At 74.8% G+C, this 17,282-nt stretch carries 13 protein-coding genes; 1 reads left to right on the forward strand and 12 read right to left on the reverse strand.

Features of this window, described 5'->3' with window-relative positions; all coding sequences use genetic code 11:
* Positions 1-123 precede the first annotated feature (123 nt).
* The 10 genes from ACIA8O_RS12960 to ACIA8O_RS13005 form a co-directional block, all read right to left on the reverse strand.
* The gene (locus ACIA8O_RS12960) at positions 124-2,838 is read right to left on the reverse strand and encodes a LuxR C-terminal-related transcriptional regulator (protein WP_396293745.1); all 2,715 of its coding nucleotides are present in this window, start codon (positions 2,836-2,838) and stop codon (positions 124-126) included.
* A gap of 103 nt (positions 2,839-2,941) precedes the next feature.
* On the reverse strand, positions 2,942-3,907 hold the full coding sequence (locus ACIA8O_RS12965) for a helix-turn-helix domain-containing protein (RefSeq protein WP_396293746.1): 966 nt from the start codon (positions 3,905-3,907) through the stop codon (positions 2,942-2,944).
* A gap of 219 nt (positions 3,908-4,126) precedes the next feature.
* Positions 4,127-6,037, reverse strand: a complete 1,911-nt coding sequence (locus ACIA8O_RS12970) for an amidohydrolase (RefSeq protein WP_396293748.1) — start codon at positions 6,035-6,037, stop codon at positions 4,127-4,129.
* A 38-nt stretch (positions 6,038-6,075) separates the two neighbouring features.
* Positions 6,076-6,888 (reverse strand): alpha/beta fold hydrolase, encoded by an 813-nt coding sequence (locus ACIA8O_RS12975; protein WP_396293749.1) that lies wholly within the window; start codon positions 6,886-6,888, stop codon positions 6,076-6,078.
* A gap of 74 nt (positions 6,889-6,962) precedes the next feature.
* Complete coding sequence (locus ACIA8O_RS12980; RefSeq protein WP_396293750.1) at positions 6,963-7,595, reverse strand: FMN reductase; 633 nt, start codon at positions 7,593-7,595, stop codon at positions 6,963-6,965.
* Positions 7,592-8,710 (reverse strand): LLM class flavin-dependent oxidoreductase, encoded by a 1,119-nt coding sequence (locus ACIA8O_RS12985; RefSeq protein WP_396293752.1) that lies wholly within the window; start codon positions 8,708-8,710, stop codon positions 7,592-7,594. The genes ACIA8O_RS12980 and ACIA8O_RS12985 overlap by 4 nt, the downstream gene beginning before the upstream one ends.
* A gap of 86 nt (positions 8,711-8,796) precedes the next feature.
* A complete protein-coding gene (locus tag ACIA8O_RS12990) occupies positions 8,797-9,633 on the reverse strand; it encodes an alpha/beta fold hydrolase (protein WP_396293753.1) in 837 nt (278 codons plus the stop codon).
* A 213-nt stretch (positions 9,634-9,846) separates the two neighbouring features.
* On the reverse strand, positions 9,847-10,434 hold the full coding sequence (locus tag ACIA8O_RS12995; protein ID WP_396293754.1) for a histidine phosphatase family protein: 588 nt from the start codon (positions 10,432-10,434) through the stop codon (positions 9,847-9,849).
* A 32-nt stretch (positions 10,435-10,466) separates the two neighbouring features.
* A complete protein-coding gene (locus tag ACIA8O_RS13000; RefSeq protein WP_396293755.1) occupies positions 10,467-11,990 on the reverse strand; it encodes a pyruvate, phosphate dikinase in 1,524 nt (507 codons plus the stop codon).
* Entirely contained in the window at positions 11,984-12,613 is a 630-nt protein-coding gene (locus ACIA8O_RS13005; RefSeq protein ID WP_396293756.1) for a transcriptional regulator, read from the reverse strand. Before ACIA8O_RS13005 ends, ACIA8O_RS13000 begins: the two co-directional genes overlap by 7 nt.
* 171 nt (positions 12,614-12,784) lie before the next feature.
* Here ACIA8O_RS13005 and ACIA8O_RS13010 point away from each other — a divergent pair, with 171 nt between their 5' ends.
* Positions 12,785-13,909 carry a TetR family transcriptional regulator gene (locus ACIA8O_RS13010; protein ID WP_396293757.1) on the forward strand — a complete coding sequence of 375 codons (1,125 nt, stop codon included), beginning with the start codon at positions 12,785-12,787 and terminating at the stop codon, positions 13,907-13,909.
* 407 nt (positions 13,910-14,316) lie between these two features.
* Here ACIA8O_RS13010 and ACIA8O_RS13015 read toward each other — a convergent pair whose 3' ends face one another.
* Both ACIA8O_RS13015 and ACIA8O_RS13020 read right to left on the reverse strand, forming a co-directional pair.
* Complete coding sequence (locus ACIA8O_RS13015) at positions 14,317-15,762, reverse strand: RICIN domain-containing protein (protein ID WP_396293758.1); 1,446 nt, start codon at positions 15,760-15,762, stop codon at positions 14,317-14,319.
* Between the two features lie 236 nt (positions 15,763-15,998).
* Complete coding sequence (locus ACIA8O_RS13020) at positions 15,999-17,138, reverse strand: ABC transporter substrate-binding protein (protein ID WP_396293759.1); 1,140 nt, start codon at positions 17,136-17,138, stop codon at positions 15,999-16,001.
* Positions 17,139-17,282: the final 144 nt, after the last annotated feature.

Here is a 17,282-nt window from a genome sequence, read left to right on the forward strand (position 1 = left end):
TTCACCGGATCAAGGTAACCCGCCGGTGGGGCCGGGACCAAAGTCACCCAAAGGTGACGACGGACACGGTGGCGCGGCCGGGCTGACGGACGCTCACGGGCGCGGGCGTGGGCGGACGGAGGGTCAGGCGGCGGCGGCCAGCAGCGCGGCGAGGTGGGTGCGGGAGGTGACGTTCAGCTTGGGGAACACCCGGTGCAGGTGCCAGCCCACGGTGCGCGGGGAGAGCAGGAGCCGTTCGCCGATCTCCCGGTTGGTCATGCCCGAGGCGGCCAGTTGAGCGATCGTCAGCTCCTGGGCGGACAGCAGCTCGGTGAGCCCGCCGCCCTGCGGCCCCCGGTCGACCCCGGTCGCGCGCAGCTCGCGGCCGCTGATCTCCCGCCAGGCGGCGGCCTCCAGGACCTCGAAGGTGTGGCAGGCCTCGCGCAGCAGCGGCCGGGCCTGCCGCGGACGCCGGTCCCGCCGCAGCCACATCCCGTAGGCGAGCTCCACCCGGGCGCGCGGCCACGGCCACTGGCGGGGTGTGATCCGCAGTGCGTGCTCGAACAGCCCTTCGGCGTCCGGGCCTTCGGCCAGCAGTGCCCTGGCCTGCGCCAGGTTGACGGCGGTGGACAGCGGCAGCCCGTCCCCGTCGCCGTACCCGGCGAGCAGTCGTCGCGCGTCCTCGGCGTCGCCGGAGCGGACGGCGGCCTCGGCGAGGTAGCAGAGGGTGCGGCGCTGCGAGGTGAGGTGGTGCGAGGGCGAGCCGGGCTCGAAGACCGGGCGCAGGGTCTGGTAGGCCCCGCCCGGGTCGTCCGAGTCGAAGAGGGCGACGCTGCGGGCCAGGCGCAGGGTCGCCAGCACCGCGCCCACCTGGCGGCCGGCGGCGATCCGTTCGACGGCCGCGATGTCGGCGGCCGAACCGGCGAGGTCCCCGCGGAAGGCGAGCAGCACCGCACGGGTGGCCCGGGCCCGGATCGACCACAGCTGCTGGCCACTGGCCTCGGCCAGGGCGAAGGCCTCCTCGTTCACGGTGTGGGCGAGGTCCCAGTCCCCGACCACCACGGCGGCCTGCGCGTGCTGGGCCTGGACCTGGGCGAGCAGGCCGGTGCGGCCGTCGGCCCGCAGCAGCCGGGCCGAGCGGGCCAGCAGGTCGCCGGCCCAGCCGGGCTCCCCGGCGGTCAGGGCGGCGGTGCCGAGCAGCCGGAGGTCCTCCGCGTCGGCGGGAACGGCCGGGTCACCCGGGTCGGCGGGAGCGGCCGGGGCACCGCTGCCGGCCGTCGCGGCCGGAGCACCGGCGACCGCCCCGGCGATCCGCTCCCGGGCCTCGCCCGGTGCGACCGCCGCCTGGGCGAAGAGCCAGCGCGGATCGTCCCGGAGGTCGGCGAGTCCGGCGAGGCAGGCGGTGACCGCCTCCTGGGCCCGGGGGTCGCGGTCGGCCCAGGCGGCGGCCTCGGTGGCGCCCGCCAGGACGTCCAGCGCGGCCTCGCGGCGGCCCGCCCGGACCAGCCGGGACACCAGCCGGCAGTGCTCGCTCAGGCTCCGGGCAGCGCGCTCGGGCCGGGCGGTGAACCGGGTGCGCAGGTTGTCGGCGAGGATCCGCTGCTCCAGGTCCGGGCCCAGCCGCTCGGCCCGGAGGAGCAGGTGCTCGGCGAGGCCGGGCCGGTCCAGCTCGAAGGCGGTCCGCGCGGCCCGGACCAGTCGGCGGGCCCCGTCCGCCGGGGTGGGGGAGAGCCGGGCCGCGAGCTCCAGGCGGCGCAGCGCCTCGACCGGCTCGCGGCGGCGCCGCGCCTCGGCCTCGGAGGCCTCCAACGGCCCGGCCACCTCCTCGTCCGGATGGACCGCGCCCTGCGCGGAGTGCCAGGCCGACAGGTACGGATCGCCGGCGCTCCGGGCGAGCGCGGCGTGGGCGGCGAGCAGCGCGGGGGTGCCCGCGTGCTGCTGGACGGCGGCGCGCGCGAGGCCGGACCGGAACCGGACCCGGCCGTCGGCGGGCCGCAGCAGTCCGAGCGCGACGGCCGGGTCGAGGACGTCCGGTCCGACCGCGCGCCCGGTCAGTGCCCGGACGGCGGTCAGCACCCCGGCGAGGTGGTCGCCGAGCTGGACGGCGGCCAGCAGGACGGCGCACGCGGTGTCCGGCGGCAGCCCGTCCAGACCCGGGGCGGCCGAGCGGACCAGACGCTCCGTCAGCGGCGGCAGGCGCCGCAGCGGTTCCTCGGCCGGGGCCCCGGCCGCCCGCCAGGCCGCGGGCAGTTCCCGCAGGGCGAGCGGGTTGCCGCCGGCGTCCCGGACGATCCGCCGCCGCAGGGCGTCGTCCGCCACACCCGCCTCCCGGAGCAGTGCGTCGGCCCGGTCGTCGTCCAGGGGGCGCAGCACCAGCTCGGCCACCCCGTCCGGGGCCGGCCCGCCGAGCAGGAGCACGGCGGCGGCGCCGGGCAGTTCGCGCGCGAGGTCGGCCAGGCACCGCCGGGACCGCTCGTCGAGGAACCGCGCGTCGTCGACGCAGACCAGGACCGGGCGCGGGCTCCCGGCGATCAGTCGGAACAGCTCGGCGGCCGTGACGGGCTGCGCGGCCGCCGCGCCGAAGAGGGCGGGGGAGAAGGCCGGGCGCAGGGCCCGGAACAGCCGGTCGCGCAGCGCCCGCACCACCGCGCCCGGCACGTCCGCGTCGGCGGCGAGCGCGGCGGTCTCGACCACCAGGAACCCCCGGCGCCGGGCGGCGGCGGCCGCCCGGCCCAGGACGGTGCTGACCCCGCAGCCCGGCTCCCCCGTGACGGCCAGGGCCGCCCCCACCGTCCGGGCCGACTCCAGGATCCCCTCGACGACGTCCCGCTCCTGCACCTCGTTGGCTGCTGACCGCACGGCCACCTCCCGCTCTCGTTACGCCCCGAAGCGTAGGAGCGGGCCAGTGACTTCTGACTGACCGTCAGAAACCGGGGTCGGTCACCGGCCCGGCCCGGCCGGATCAGGCCGCCTCCGCGATCCCCTCCCGGCCGCCGCGCCACTCGCGCGGCGGCACGCCGTAGGCGGAGCGGAAGACCCGGCTGAAGTGCGCCGGGCTGACGAAGCCCCACCGCTGCGCGACCGAGGACACCGTCGCCGCCCCGGGGCGGCGGGCGAGCTCGCGCGCGCACATCTCCAGCCGGCGGCGCTGGATCCAGCGGGCCACCGTGGTCTCCTCGTCCTGGAAGAGCCGGTGCAGGTAACGCACCGACATGTGGTGGGCGGCCGCGATCCGTTCGGGCGAGAGGTCCGGGTCACCGAGGTTCCGGATCACGTAGTCCTTGATCCGCGCCACCATCGCCCTGGCGGACTCCGGCGCGGCCGGGCGCAGGCTGCCCGACCGCTCCTGCACCAGCAGGGCCAGCAGGTCGACGGCGGTGTCGGCGAGCCGCCCGCCCGCGTACGGGTCGAGGTTGGAGGCGTCGCGCGCCAGCCTGCGCAGGTAGGCGCTGACCAGGCCGGCCGAGCCGGACCCGGCGGTGAACGGGGTGGCGACGGCGCCGCGCAGGTCGTCCTCGTGGACGTGCAGGGCGGTGCGCGGCAGGTGGTACGCCGTGAAGTCGAAGTGATCGGGGAACTCCTTGGTGAAGGGGCGGCTGGAGTCCCAGACGGTGAACTCGCCGGGGCCGATCACGGCCTCCTTCCCGTCCTGGGTGAGCCGGCCGCGGCCCCGGTGGTGCAGGGTCACGGTGACCCACCCCTCGCCCCCCGCCGCGATCGTCCGCCGGGTGCGGCTGGCGACCTGCGGCCCGGCCGTCGCCCGGGTGATCTGGACGGGGCCGAACCGGTCGCTGCTGAGGAGGCCGGCGCTCGGGATCGGTTCGAGGAGTCTGACCTCCAGGGGGATGAACGTCCGCGTGACCGCGTTGTGCCAGAAGTCCGCCCGCTCGGCGGGCGGGAGTGGTGCGGTGGAATACGTGGTGGGCACAGGAGTCCCTTCCTCGTGCTGTGCCGGGTACTGCTGCTGCTGTGCCCCAGCCTCGCTGAGAGCGCTCTCTCGCCGCTCCTGTCAAGTGACCGGCGACATGCCGACCCAGGCCGTGGCGGCCGTCACCTCCTCCCGCGTACTGCGCCGGGACGGCAAAACTCCCCGCTCCGCAGAACGCGGAACGGGGAGCGGGGAGCGGGGGAGCGGTGAGCGGGCGGCTCAGAAGAAGCAGGGGTCGTCGAGCACCTGCCCGTCGCCCTGGCCGGGGAGCCGGTGGCCACGGGCCGCGCGCCAGGCGAGCTGGTCGGCGGAGTCGGCCGCCGCCTCGGTGAGCCGCTCGGCCTGCCGGACGCCGGACAGGCTCGGCGCGGGGGTGGCCCGGTAGCCGCCGAAGCGGGCCACCGGGCTCCACGGCGGGGTCACGGCCGGCAGCTCGGGGGCGAGGCCCTCGTGCTCCAGGGCGCCGTGCACGATGCGGCCGCCGACGACGGTGAGCACCGACTCGATGTGCGGGAGGTCCGCCTCGGGGGCGGTGAACCAGTCCGCGCTGAGCACCGCGAGGTCGGCGTAACTGCCCACCCGCAGACGGCCCTTGACCTCCTCCTCGCCGGTGAGCCGGGCACCGCCGAGGGTGTACAGCTCCAGCGCCTCCTCGCGGCTCAGCCGGTTGGCGGCCGGGCGGAGGGTGCGGCCGCCGACGGACCGTCCGGAGACCAGCCAGTGCAGTGCCACCCACGGGTTGTAGGAGGAGACCCGGGTGGCGTCGGTGCCGGCGGCCACCGTCAGCCCCCGCTCCAGCATGGCCCGCACCGGCGGGGCCTCGGCGGCGGCAGCCGCGCCGTAGCGGCCGACGAACGCCTCGCCCTGGAAGGACATCCGGTTCTGCACCGAGACGGCGCCGCCGAGCGCCGCGATCCGGTCCAGGCTGCTGGGGGAGACCGTCTCGGCGTGGTCGAACAGCCAGCGGTTCCCGCCGGGGAACAGGCCCTCGGCGGCCAGCCGTTCGAAGACCCGCAGGTCGCGGCGGATCGTCTCGTCGTAGCTCGCGTGCAGCCGGAAGCCCCAGCCGTTCTCCGTCAGCAGTCGCACCGCCTGCTCGAACCCGGCCTCGTACGGCCCGAGTTCGGGCCGCGGCTCGGAGAAGTTCTCGAAGTCGGCGGCCGCCCAGGTGAGGTTCTCCCCGGCCCCGTTCAGGCGCAGCCACGCGTCCCCGTCGCCGGGCTTCACGGTCTCCACCCAGCGCCGCAGGTCGTCCAGCTCCTGTCCGGCGGTCTGCGGGAAGAGGTGGTAGGCGATCCGGAGCGTCAACTCCCCGTTCCGCGCCAGCTCGGTGACGGTCCCGTAGTTCTCCGGGAAGCTCTGGAAGCCGCCCGCCGCGTCGATCGCCGAAGTGAGCCCGAAGCGGTTGAGCTCCCGCAGGAAGTGCCGGGTGGAGGCGGCCCGGTCGGCCTCGTCCAGGGTCGGGGCCTTGGCCAGCGTGGAGTACAGCAGCAGGGCACCCGGGGCGGCCAGCAGCAGGCCGGTCGGCAGGCCGTCGTGACCGCGCACGATCTGCCCGCCGGCCGGGTCGGCGCTGTCCCGGGTGAAGCCCGCGGCCCGCAGTGCGGCCCGGTTGAGCAGCGCCGACTGGTACAGGTGCAGCACGAACACGGGGGTGTCGGGCGCGGCGGCGTTGAGCTCGGCGAGGGTGGGCAGCCGGCGCTCGGCGAACTGGTCGGCGGACCAGCCGCCCACCACCCGGACCCACTGGCCCGGCGGGGTGCGCTCGGCCTGGGCGCGCAGCATGGCCAGCGCTTGACGCAGCGTCGGCACGCCGTCCCAGCGCAGCTCCAGCACGTAGTTGAGGCCGCCCCGGATGACGTGCAGGTGCGAGTCGTTGAGACCGGGAACGGCCCGCCGGCCGAGGGCGTCGACCACCCGGGTGTGCGGGCCGACCTGCGGCAGGACGTCGGCGTCGTCGCCGACGGCGGTGATCAGGCCGTCCCGGACCGCCACGGCGCTCGCCTGGGGTCGCAGCGGATCGCCGGTGTACACCTTGGCGTTGCGCACCACCAGGTCGGCGGCCGGGCCGGGAGGGCCCTCGGCGGACGGTCGGCCGGGACGGATCCCGGCGACGGGCATGCTCGACATGCGAACTCGCTTTCTTCGTGCGGGGGTTGGTCGGTCTCTCACTCGCCGGCGAAGGCGAGCAGCTCCCGGTTGACCTCGGCGGCGTGCGTCCAGATCAGCCCGTGCGGCGCGCCTTCGAGCACCACCAGGCGGGAGCCCGCGATGGCCTCCGCGACCGGAACGGCGGTCGAGCGCAGCGGCAGGGCACGGTCGGCGTCGCCGTGGACGATCAGGACGGGGACGCGGATCCTCGGCAGGTCCGTACGGAAGTCGGCCAGGCCGCCGGGGTCGCCGGGGCCGGCGGAGCCGGTGCGGCCGACCGCCGGCCCGCTCGCGGAGGCCGCGACCCCGACGTTCCAGCTGTACGCGACGACCCGGTCGCTCACCGGGCCGCCACCGCCGAGCACGTCCACGTCGTACAGGTCGGCGAGGTGGCCGGCGACGAAGACCGGGAGGTCGGCGCGGACGGCACCCGCCTCCGGGGGGAACGGCGGGAGCGCGCCGAGCAGGACGGCCCTGGCGACCCGCCCCGGGCCGTAGCTGCCGAGGTAGCGGGTGACCTCGCCGCTGCCCATGGAGAAGCCGACCAGGACCGCGTCCCGCAGGTCGAGGGTCTCCAGCACGACGTTCAGGTCGGCCGCGAAGGTGTCGTAGTCGTAGCCGGAGGACGGCTTGTCGGAGGCGCCGAAACCGCGGCGGTCGTAGGTGACGACGCGGTGGCCGGCGGCCAGCAGGGCGGCCTCCTGCAACTCCCAGGACGCGCCGTTGAGCGGCCAGCCGTGCACGAGCACGACCGGCCGCCCGCTGCCGTGGTCCTCGTAGTAGAGGTTGACGACGCCTGAGTCCTCGTCACGGACCGGAAGGAAGGGCATGGTGCTGCTCCGTGCGGTTGGGCTCTCGGGGCCGGTCGTCGGATCGCCGGCCGGGCACCGGACCTGACGGTCCCTCAGTCGAACCGCAGGTCCGCGAGGCCCCGTTCGAGGGCCGTGATCTCGTCCTCGTCCTCGTCCTCGTCCTCGCCCTCGGCGCGGTCGGGCCGGCCGGCCATGAGCGCGGCCAGCTCGCCGCCCGCCCGGTGGATGCGGGCGGGCAGGCCGTCGGAGTACTCGTCCCCCGCGGTGCCCCAGTCGGAGGTCGCCGCGTACACGGCGGTGGGGACGACCGTGGCGCGCAGGTACGCGAAGAGGGGGCGCAGGGCGTGCTCCAGGACCAGGGAGTGGCGCGGCGTCCCGCCCGTCGCCGCGACCAGCACCGGCTTCCCCGTGAGGGAGTCCGGCGCGATCACGTCGAAGAAGGACTTGAACAGCCCGCTGTAGGAGGCCGTGAACACCGGCGTGACGACGATCAGCCCGTCGGCCCCGGTCACCGCCTCGACGGCGGCGGCCAGCCGCGGCGCCGGAAAGCCGGTCACGAAGTGGTGCGCGATCTCGCCCGCTAGCTCGCGCAGTTCGATGACCTCGGTCGACACCGCACGTCCCCGGCCGGCGAGTCCGTCCTCGGCCGCCCCGGTCAGCCGGTCCGCGAGCAGGCGGGTGGAGGAGGGGGTGCTCAACCCCGCGGAGACGGCGACCAGCCTCACGCCGTGACCTCCTTCTCCCCGGTCGCGTCCGCCGCGGCCGTATCCGCCGCGGCCGCGACGCGGGCCGCGTGCGTCGGGGCGTCCGGCACGTCGGCCGGGCGTCCGAGCGCGAACTCCCTGCGCAGCACGGGCACGACCTCCTCGCCCAGCAGGTCGAGCTGCTCCAGGACGGTCTTCAGGGGCAGCCCGGCGTGGTCCATCAGGAAGAGCTGGCGCTGGTAGTGGCCCACGCTCTCCCGGAAGGACAGGGTCCGTTCGATGACCTGCTGCGGCGAGCCGACGGTCAGCGGGGTCTGCTCGGTGAACTCCTCGAGCGAGGGGCCGTGGCCGTACACCGGCGCGTTGTCGAAGTACGGCCGGAACTCCCGCACCGCGTCCTGCGAGTTCCGCCGCATGAACACCTGGCCGCCGAGCCCCACGATTGCGTCCTCAGGACGGCCGTGCCCGTGGTGGGCGTACCGGCGCCGGTACAGCTGGACCATGCGCCTGGTGTGGTCGGCCGGCCAGAAGATGTTGTTGTGGAAGAACCCGTCGCCGTGGAACGCGGCCTGCTCCGCGATCTCCGGCGACCTGATCGACCCGTGCCAGACGAACGGCGCGACCCCGTCCAGCGGCCGGGGCGTCGAGGTGAAGCCCTGCAGGGGAGTACGGAAACGGCCCTCCCAGTCCACCACCTCCTCGCTCCACAGCCGGCGCAGCAGCGCGTAGTTCTCCCGCGCGAGGTCGAGCCCCTGGCGGATGTCCTGCCCGAACCAGGGGTAGACCGGCCCGGTGTTGCCGCGCCCCAGCATGAGGTCGACCCGGCCGTCGGCCAGGTGCTGGAGCATCGCGTAGTCCTCGGCGATCTTCACCGGGTCGTTGGTGGTGATCAGCGTCGTGGAGGTGGAGAGGATCAGCCTCTCGGTGCGGGCGGCGATGTGGCCCAGCAAGGTCGTCGGCGACGACGGCACGAACGGCGGATTGTGGTGCTCGCCGGTCGCGAAGACGTCCAGGCCGACCTCCTCGGCCTTGAGCGCGATGGCGACCATCGCCTTGATCCGCTCGTGCTCCGTCGGGACACGGCCGTCGGTCGGGTCGGGCGTCACGTCCCCGACGGTGAAGATGCCGAACTGCATGGTGCTTCCGTTCTGCTGGTTCCTGGACCTGTCCGGTGCCGGCCGGGCCCGCGGCAGCCGGTCGTCGCGCTGCCGCGGGCCGGACCTCACTTCGCCAGGAAGGACAGGAGCGCGGCGTTGACCTCCGCCGCGTGCGTCCACAGCAGACCGTGCGGCGCGCCCTCGATCTCGACGTAGTCGGCCGACGGGAGGGCCTTGTGGAACGGACGCGCGGTGCCCTCGGCGGGGAGGATGCGGTCGGCCGTGCCGTGCAGGATCAGCGCGGGCACGTCGACGGCCGGGATGTCGGCCCGGAAGTCGGTGTACCAGGTCGCCGGCGCGGCCGAGGCCGCGAACGAGCCGCCGCCGGCCGCGGTGTTCCAGCTGTTGCGGACGGCCTCCTCGCTGATCCGGGTGCCCAGGTTCTCGTCGAGGTTGTAGAAGTCGTGGAAGAACGCGGTGTAGTAGGCGTACCGGTCGGCCTTCACCGAGGCGACGATCCCGTCGAAGAACTCCTTCGGCGCGACCCCGTCCGGGTTGTCCTCGCTCTGCAGCAGGCACGGCTCCAGGGACGCCAGGAACGCGACCTTCCCGACCCGCGCCGACCCGTACCGCGCGACGTAACGGGCCACCTCACCCGTCCCCATCGAGAAGCCCACCAGCACGGCGTCGCGCAGGTCCAGGGTCTCCATCACGACGTTCAGGTCGGCCGCGAAGGTGTCGTAGTCGTACCCGGTCGTCGGCTGCGACGACTGCCCGAAGCCCCGGCGGTCGTACGTGATGACCCGGTGGCCGGCCTCCAGCAGCGCCGCGCTCTGCAGCTCCCACGAGTGCCCGTCCAGCGGGAACCCGTGGATCAGCACGACCGGCCGGCCGGTGCCGTGGTCCTCGTAGTAGAGCTCGATGGCGGTGGTGTTCTCATGGCCCACGGTGATGTACGGCATGGCGGTCTTCCTCGCTTCGCTTCGATCCGTCCGCACCACACGGCGGCGCGGCATGCCGTCACGCTAGGGCGGCCCGGCCGCCGTGCCTTGTCACCTGGTGCCCGCACCCTTGCCTCCCCGCGCAGGGGAGATCCGGCGTCCCCGCCCCCGGAGCCGGGGCCCGCCTCTTCCACCTCGCCGCGTTCCTGCGGGCGTCACTCCGGCTGCGCCGCCTCAGGGGCGGGTGCCGGCTCCGAACCCCGTCCAGCGCAGCTCGACCGGGAGGTGGCCCATGTCGTTGTACAGCAGGACCGTCGGTGCGTCGCCGTCGCGGTACTCGATCGCGGTGAGCGCCGCGTTCCCGCAGTTCAGCCCGAGCCACCGCACCGGCGGCGCGCCCAGGGCGTCCCGGACCAGCCAGGCCACCTGGTAGGCGTGGGTGACCAGGACCTCGTGCGTCTCGGTCCCGGCGGGGCGCGCGAACCGGGCGGTCAGCGCGTCGGCGGCGCGGGTCGCCTCCGCGGCCTCCTCGGCGCCGTAGCCGTCGAAGAACGCCGCCCACGGCGGTGGTACGTCGGCCGGGACGTGCGGGATGTGATCGACCAGCTCCGGCGCCTCGCGCACGACGGTGTCCGGCAGGCAGCTGCCCACGATCCGCGCGCAGTGCACCGCCCGGGGCAGCGGCGAGTGCCAGACCGTGTCGACCGGAAGGTGGGCCAGCCGCTTCCCGAGCAGCTCCGACTGCCGCTCCCCGATCCCGGTCAGGGTGCCGAAGGGGTCGGCCGCCCCGTGCCGTACGAGGTAGACGTGCCGAGTCGCCATGGTGGGTCTCCTGTCGGTGCGGTGAGGGGGTGTCAGCGGTCGCGCAGGGCCGCGTGGGCCGCGGCGAGGCGCTCGGCCTCGTCGCGGGCGGAGTGGTCGCCCGAGGCGTCGTCGGCCCAGGCGAGCAGGCGGTGGAGGTGTCCGGCGGCGGCGTCGGTGACGGTGCGCGGGCTGCCGAGGACCACCTCGCCGCCGGTGCCGTCGATGGTGACGAGCGTGCCCTCCGGGAGGGTGCGGCCGCCGGCCGTCACGGAGCCGTCGGCGACGGTGAGGCCGGCCACGCCCACCACGGCGGGCTTCCCCAGGGAGCGCGCGACGACCGCGGCGTGGCTGGCGGGCCCGCCGCGCGCGGTGACGATCCCGGTGGCGGCGGCGAGGCCGTGCAGGTCGCTCGGCGAGGTCTCCGGGCGCACCAGGACGACCGGGCCGGTCCGGGCCATCCGCACCGCGCCGTCCGACGTGGTCGCGATCCTGCCGGTGGCGACACCGGGGCAGGCGCCGATCCCCCGGGCGAGCAGGTCGGCCTCCTCGGCGGAGGCGATGCGCGGTGTGCGGACCTGCCGGAGGTGGACCGGCGAGATCCGGAGCAGTGCCTCGTCCCGTCCGATGAGCCGCTGGTCGACGAGTTCGGTGGCGACGCGGACCGCGGCGCCTCCCGTGAACCGGCCGGGCCGGACCTGCAGGAGCCACAACTCGCCGGACTGGAAGGTGAATTCGACGTAGCAGGCGTCGCGGTAGTGCCCCTCGATCCGGCGCAGGGCGTCGAGCAGTCCGCGCCACACCTCCGGCTCCCGTTCGGCGAGTTCGCGCAGGGGCCGGGTCGTCGCCCTCCCGGAGACGACCTCCTCGCCCTGGCGTCCGAACAGCACGTCGCCGAACGGGACGTCCTCGCCGGTGTTGGGGTCGCGGCTGAACGCGACTCCGCTGCCGCTGCTGCCGTCGCGGTTGCCGAAGACCATCCGCTGGACGATCACGGCCGTGCCCAGGTCGTCCGGGATGCCGTTCAACTCGCGGTAGGTGCGCGCGCGTTGGGATTCCCAGGAGGAGAAGACGGCTTCGACCGCCCGGGTCAGCTGCCGGCCGGCGTCGTCCGGGACGGGCCGGGCCGGGGCGTCCGCGTCCGCGGTCGCGGAGGCGAAGCCGGTCAGGAAGCTCTGCCGCGCGTCCAGGGCGAACGCCCGGTCACCGGTCTCGGCGGCCAGCCCCTGGGTGGCCCCGGTCGTGAGGCCGAGGTTGAGGACGGTGTTCATCATGCCGGGCATGGACACCCCGGCCCCGGAGCGGACGGAGACCGCCAGTGGCCTGTCCGGTCCGCCGAAGACCCGCCCGGTGGAGCGTTCGAGAGCGGCCACGGCCGCCGTGAGCTCCTCGGCGAGCCCCTCGGGGAAGCGCCCGTCCCGCAGGAAGGCGCGGCAGGCCTCCGTGGTGATGACGAACCCGGCCGGCACCGGCAGGCCGAGGCGGTGCAGGGTGACCAGGCCGAGCGCCTTGCCGCCCAGGGTCCCGGCCGTCCCCTCGGTCCGGGCGGAGATCGGGTGGATCCACCTCGTCACCATCGCTCCAACCCGAGCGTCGCCAGCAGGTCCTCGTGCAGCTCCGCCCAGACGACGTGGTACGACGCGGTGTCGTCGGCCACGTACGCCAACTCGCCTGCGGCGGCGCGTCCGAGGGCGTCGGCGAGGCGGACCGGGTAGCGGCCGAACCGGGGCAGGGCCGCGGAGAGTTCGGCGCAGACCGGGGCGGCCCGCCGGTCCAGGTCGGCGAACCGGGCGAGCACCCGGGAGTCGTAGCCGGGATCGTCGTGCTCGTTGACGCTCATGACGCCGTCGACGGGACGGAGCTGCCAGGCCGTGCAGAGGTCGAGCAGCTCGGGGTTGAGGACCATGAACCGCTCGTACGCCGCCGTCACGCGCTCGCGGGCCCGGGCCGAGTCCAGCTCGCCGGCGATCCGCTCGGCGTCCGCCGCGCGCCCGGCGTCGGTGAGGCTCCACACCGGCATGCCGCCGGACAGGCGGCTGACCAGACCACCGGCCCCGAGGTCGATGAGCTCGAACTCGGCGTCGGACTCGTCGAGCCCCGTGATCGCGCCGAGCCGGGCGACGCTGACGGAGCCGGCGCAGCGCAGGGCGTGCAGGACCAGCAGGGCGGCGTCCGGAGCGTGGGCTGCGGACCGGGTCATCGGGTGCTCCTCGCGGGGAAGGGGCGGGCGGTGGGCGTCGTCGTTCCCTCGGTCCGTCGACCTCGGGTCCGTTGTCCTCCACGGCCAACTCGCATGTTGGCGCCATCCGAATGTCTTCATCATCCGAATGCCGGTTGTATCATGACACGCCAGGAGCCGGAAGGGGACACGATGGCGAGACTGACCCGCGCGCAGCAGCAGGAGCGGACCCGTGCGGCGGTGCTGGTCGCGGCCTGGCGGGAGTTCGCCGAGTTCGGTTACGTCGAGGCCAAGATCGACCGGATCGCCGAGCGGGCCGAGCTGACCAGGGGGGCGGTCTACTCCAACTTCACCGGCAAGCGCGCGCTCTACCTCGCGGTGCTGGTCGACGACGCCGAACGGGCCCGGGACGCCGCCGAACCCCCGGCGGAGCCGCCCGCCTCCGTCGGGCAGGGGCTCAGCTCCTTCGCCCGGGTCTGGCTCGAACGGCTGCCCTTCCTCGGCGACACCCCCGGCAGCGGCCACCTGCAGGTGCGCTCGCTCTCCGGCGTGCTGGGCGCCGAGCCGGCGCGGGCCGCGCTCGCGGAACTCGTCCGCTTCGAGGCGCTGCTGCTCGCCCTGGCACTCGAACCGCGTCCCGCCGCACCCGCCGGGACGGTGCGGCGCGCCGGGCTGGCCCTGACCCTGCTCCACGGTGCGGCCGCCGTCGCGGAGAACGCCCCCGGCGCCGGCGACCCCTTCGACCTGGCGCGCGCCGCCGAGCACCTCGCCGGCCTCGCCCTCGGCGACGACCCGGAGCCGCCGCACCTGCCCTACGTCGCTCCGGCCCGCCCGGCCGAGGCCCCGTGGGCCCCGCCGGGCGGTCTGCACGACGAGATCACCGGCCGTCCGGTCGACCTCGGCGACGACGGGGTGGTCGTCGTGCTGGGTGCGGGGCGCCTGTCCGCGGCCGAGGACGCGGTGCGCTCGGCCGGGCCGGACGACCGGGTGACGATCGTCGTCGTCACCGGCGACCCCGCCGAGACCGGCCGCCTGGCCCGGCTCCGGATCGTGGACCTCGTCGGCTGCCTGCGCCGGGTGTTCCCGGCCGACCGGCTGCCGCGGGCCCGCGTCGTGTTCGACGCCACCGGCGCGGTCCCGGCCGCCCTCGACCACCTCCCGGCCGACGACGCCGACCCCGACGCCGACCTCGACCTCACCGAGATCGCGATCCAGGTCCGCGGCGGACTGGTCACCGCCCACGCGACCGGCCGCGGCGCGGGCTACGCCGCGGCCCGCCACCCCTCCCTCGACCCCGGCCGGAGCGGCGCGCTCTGACGCTACGTGGTGAGCAGGTCCACCGCGCCGGACCAGGAGCCGGCTGTCGAGCACGTCCCGGGCCGGGACCTGACGGCCGCTCAGGTCACGCGCCGCCCGGAAGGCGGTCTCGACCGGGGCCTCGCACGTCGCAGATCACCGTGAGCGGCAGCCGGGCCGCGGCCCGGCTGAAGTCGCACTCGCCGGCCTCCAGTACCTCGTCCAGAACGGCGGGGGGGGGGGGGGGGGGGGGGGGGGGGCGGGGCCCCCCGGCGGGGGGGGGGGGCCCCGGGGGGGGGGGGGGGGGGGGTGTGGGGGGGGGGGGGGGGGGCCGCGCGCCCCCCCCCCCCGCCCCCGCCGGCCCCCCCCCCCCGGGGGGGGCCCGGGGGGGGGGGGGGCCCCCCCGCCCCCCGCCCGGTCGTGGGGCCTCAGACCGTGGTGCGCTTCCAGTGCTGGTTGGTGCCGGTGCCGCAGGTCCACTGCTCCAGCGGGGCGCCGTCGGTGGTCGCCTGGTTGGTCACGTCCAGGCACTTGCCGCTGTGCCGGGCGGCGAGCTGGACGTGGGCGGCGCTGTCGGTGGCCCGGAGCTTCCACTGCTGGGAGGGCCGGCCGTCGCAGGGGTTCTGCACGACGAGCGCGCCGTCGGCGGTGGAGGCTCCGGCCACGTCCAGGCACTTGCCGCTGTGCCGGGCCATGATCTGGACGTAGCCGGTGCCGTTCTTCTTGAACCAGAACTGCTCGTTGATCTCCGGGCTGCAGCCCCACTGCACCAGCTGGGCGGCGTCACGGGTGTCGAAGTTGGCGACGTTGGCGCACCGGCCGCTGTGACGGGCCGTCAGGGTCTCCCAGATCACGTTCATGCCGCGCACGCTGCCGGTGGCGGTGTCGACGGTGAGCTGGGGCGAGTAGTCCATGGTCATGGTGGTCTTGGTGGGGAACTTCAGCGGCAGCCAGACGTACTGGGAGTCGTTCACCATGGCGCCCATGGAGTTGCCCCAGCGGTCGCCCATGTAGAGGTAGCCGGTGCCGTTGGTGCCCTGGACGGGGAGGACGTAGGCGGTCTGGGTGCGGTAGGTGGTGGAGTCGCCGATGTCCTTCAGGCCGCTCCAGGAGCCGGTGATGCTGGTGGCGGTGGCGTACTTCTGCTGGTTGGGGGCCCAGCCGGTGGCGCCGGAGGTGAGCAGGAAGTACACGCCGTTGCGCTTGAACATGGCGGGGGCCTCGCGCCAGTTGCCCGGCCAGAGCTTCTGCACCTGGGCGTCGACCGAGGTGTAGTCGGGGGTGAGGCGGTAGACGTGCAGGTCGGCGTTCTCGTTGGCCGCCGAGATCATGTACCCGGTGCCGTCGTCGTCGACGAAGGTGGTGATGTCCCGGGACATCTCGCCGAAGGGGCGGAAGCTGCCGCGCCAGGTGTAGTCGCCGTCGACGGTGTCGGAGACGGCGACGGCGGCGCGGGCCTCGCCGTAGTCCTGGCTGTTCTCCTTGTGCATCCACATCACGAACTTGCCGGTGGCGGCGTTGTACATCACCTTGGGTCGTTCGATGTTGGCCGAGGCCAGCTCGGGGTCGGTGGCCTGGGTGAGGACGTGGTTGCGGAACTCCCAGGTCTTCAGGTCCGCCGAGCGGTAGGCCGAGACGTAGCGGAAGGTGTTGTCGGCGTTCCGGTCCTCACCGAACCAGTAGTAGAACTGGCCCACCTTCACCACCCCGCCACCGTGGGCGTGCACCGGATTCCCGGCGGTGTCGGCGAACTGCGTGCCGTTGGTGACGGTCACGGTCGCGGCCCTGGCGGTGCCGACACCGCCCAGCAGGGAGAGGAGGAGGGCCGTGAGGACGGCGGACACGGTGGGGATGCCTCTGGCTCTGAAGGACATGGGTGGGTACCTCTTGCTGTTCGCTTCGGGGCGTGACGGGCGCGCGGTTCGGCGGGGAGGGGGCGCCGTGGGGGTGGGCACTGCTGTCACGCGAGGGGGGCGGGGCGATGGGCCGACTCGCCGGGTACCGTGCGGGCGCTCCGACGGGTCTTCGTCGTGTCCGCGTTAACACGGTGTGGTGAGGAGAGTCTGTAAGCCCTGTCCGGCCCTGTCAATACCCCGGAAACACCGGCGAATCATTCGGGTACGGCCGCTGACCAGTTCTGCTGGACGGTGCGCTGGGCCGCCGCCAGCTGCTGCGAGGTCGGGAAGGCCGGAGTGCCCTCCACCGTCGGCAGCCGCCCGGCCAGGGCGGTGTCGAGGGAGCCGTCCTGCTCCATCTCCGCCATCAGCACCGGCCGTGCGTACCCCGCCAGCCGGAGGTTCTGCCCCTCCGGGCTCGCCAGGTACTCCTCCCAGAGCCGGGCCGCCGCCGGGTGCGGCGCGTCCTTGTTGACCGCCTGGGCGTAGTACTGCGAGAAGCTGCCGTCGAACGGGATGGACACCCGCCAGTCCACGCCCCGGGCCCGCAGCTCGTCGGTGTGCACCAGGTTGAGGAAGTCCCACTCGATGCTGATCGGCGTCTCGCCGCGCACGATGGCGTCCGGGTTGGGGTTGCCCCGGTTGTAGTTGCCGACGTCGTCCAGCCGGGAGAAGAAGTCGATGCCCGGCTGGATGTCGTCGAACGAGCCGCCACTGGCCAGCGCCGCCGCGTAGACGCCCGCGAAGGCCGAGCCGGCCGTGGTGGGGTTGCCGTTGAGCGCGACCATGCCCCAGTACTCGGGCTTGAGCAGGTCGAGGAAGGAGACCGGGCAGTGCGCGACGCGCTTGGCGTCGCAGCCGATCGAGACGTAGCCGCCGTAGCTGTTGTACCAGCGCGCCCTCGGGTCCTTCTGGGCCTGCGGGATGCGGTCGAAGCCGACGGTCCGGTACGGGGCCAGCAGGCCCTGCTCGGCCGCCGACTGCGCGAAGGAGTCGCCGAGGTCGAGCACGTCCGGGGCCTCCGGGCGGCCCTTCAGCCGCTTGATGTCGTCGATCTCCTGCTGGCTGGAGCCGAAGGGGTTGTCGACCACCACCTCGATCCCGTACTTCTTGCCGAAGCCGTCGATCAGGCCGCCGTAGTTCGCCCAGTGGCGCAGCAGCGTGGTGGTGTTCAGCCGCCCCTCCCGCTGGGCCGCCCGGACCAGGGCGTCCATCCCGCCGAGCTCGGCGGCGGTGACGGCCGTGGACGGCGTGACGGGCGTGTCGTCACCGGCGCCGCAGCCGGCCAGGACGGTGACCAGCAGGACGAGCGAGGCGGAGAACGCGGTGACGCGGCTCCGCGGGGATCTGACCACGACGCCTCCGGGGGTGAAGGAAGCCGGCCCGCACGCACCGGCCGTCGGACGTCCCCCTGACGACGGCACCGGTGGTCCTCCAGCCTACCCGTCCCGGGTGGGGGCGCACCGCCGGGCTGACGGTGGGTCAGGGCGCCGGAACGC

It is taken from the genome of Kitasatospora sp. NPDC051853 (assembly GCF_044452665.1).
Lineage (GTDB): Bacteria > Actinomycetota > Actinomycetes > Streptomycetales > Streptomycetaceae > Kitasatospora.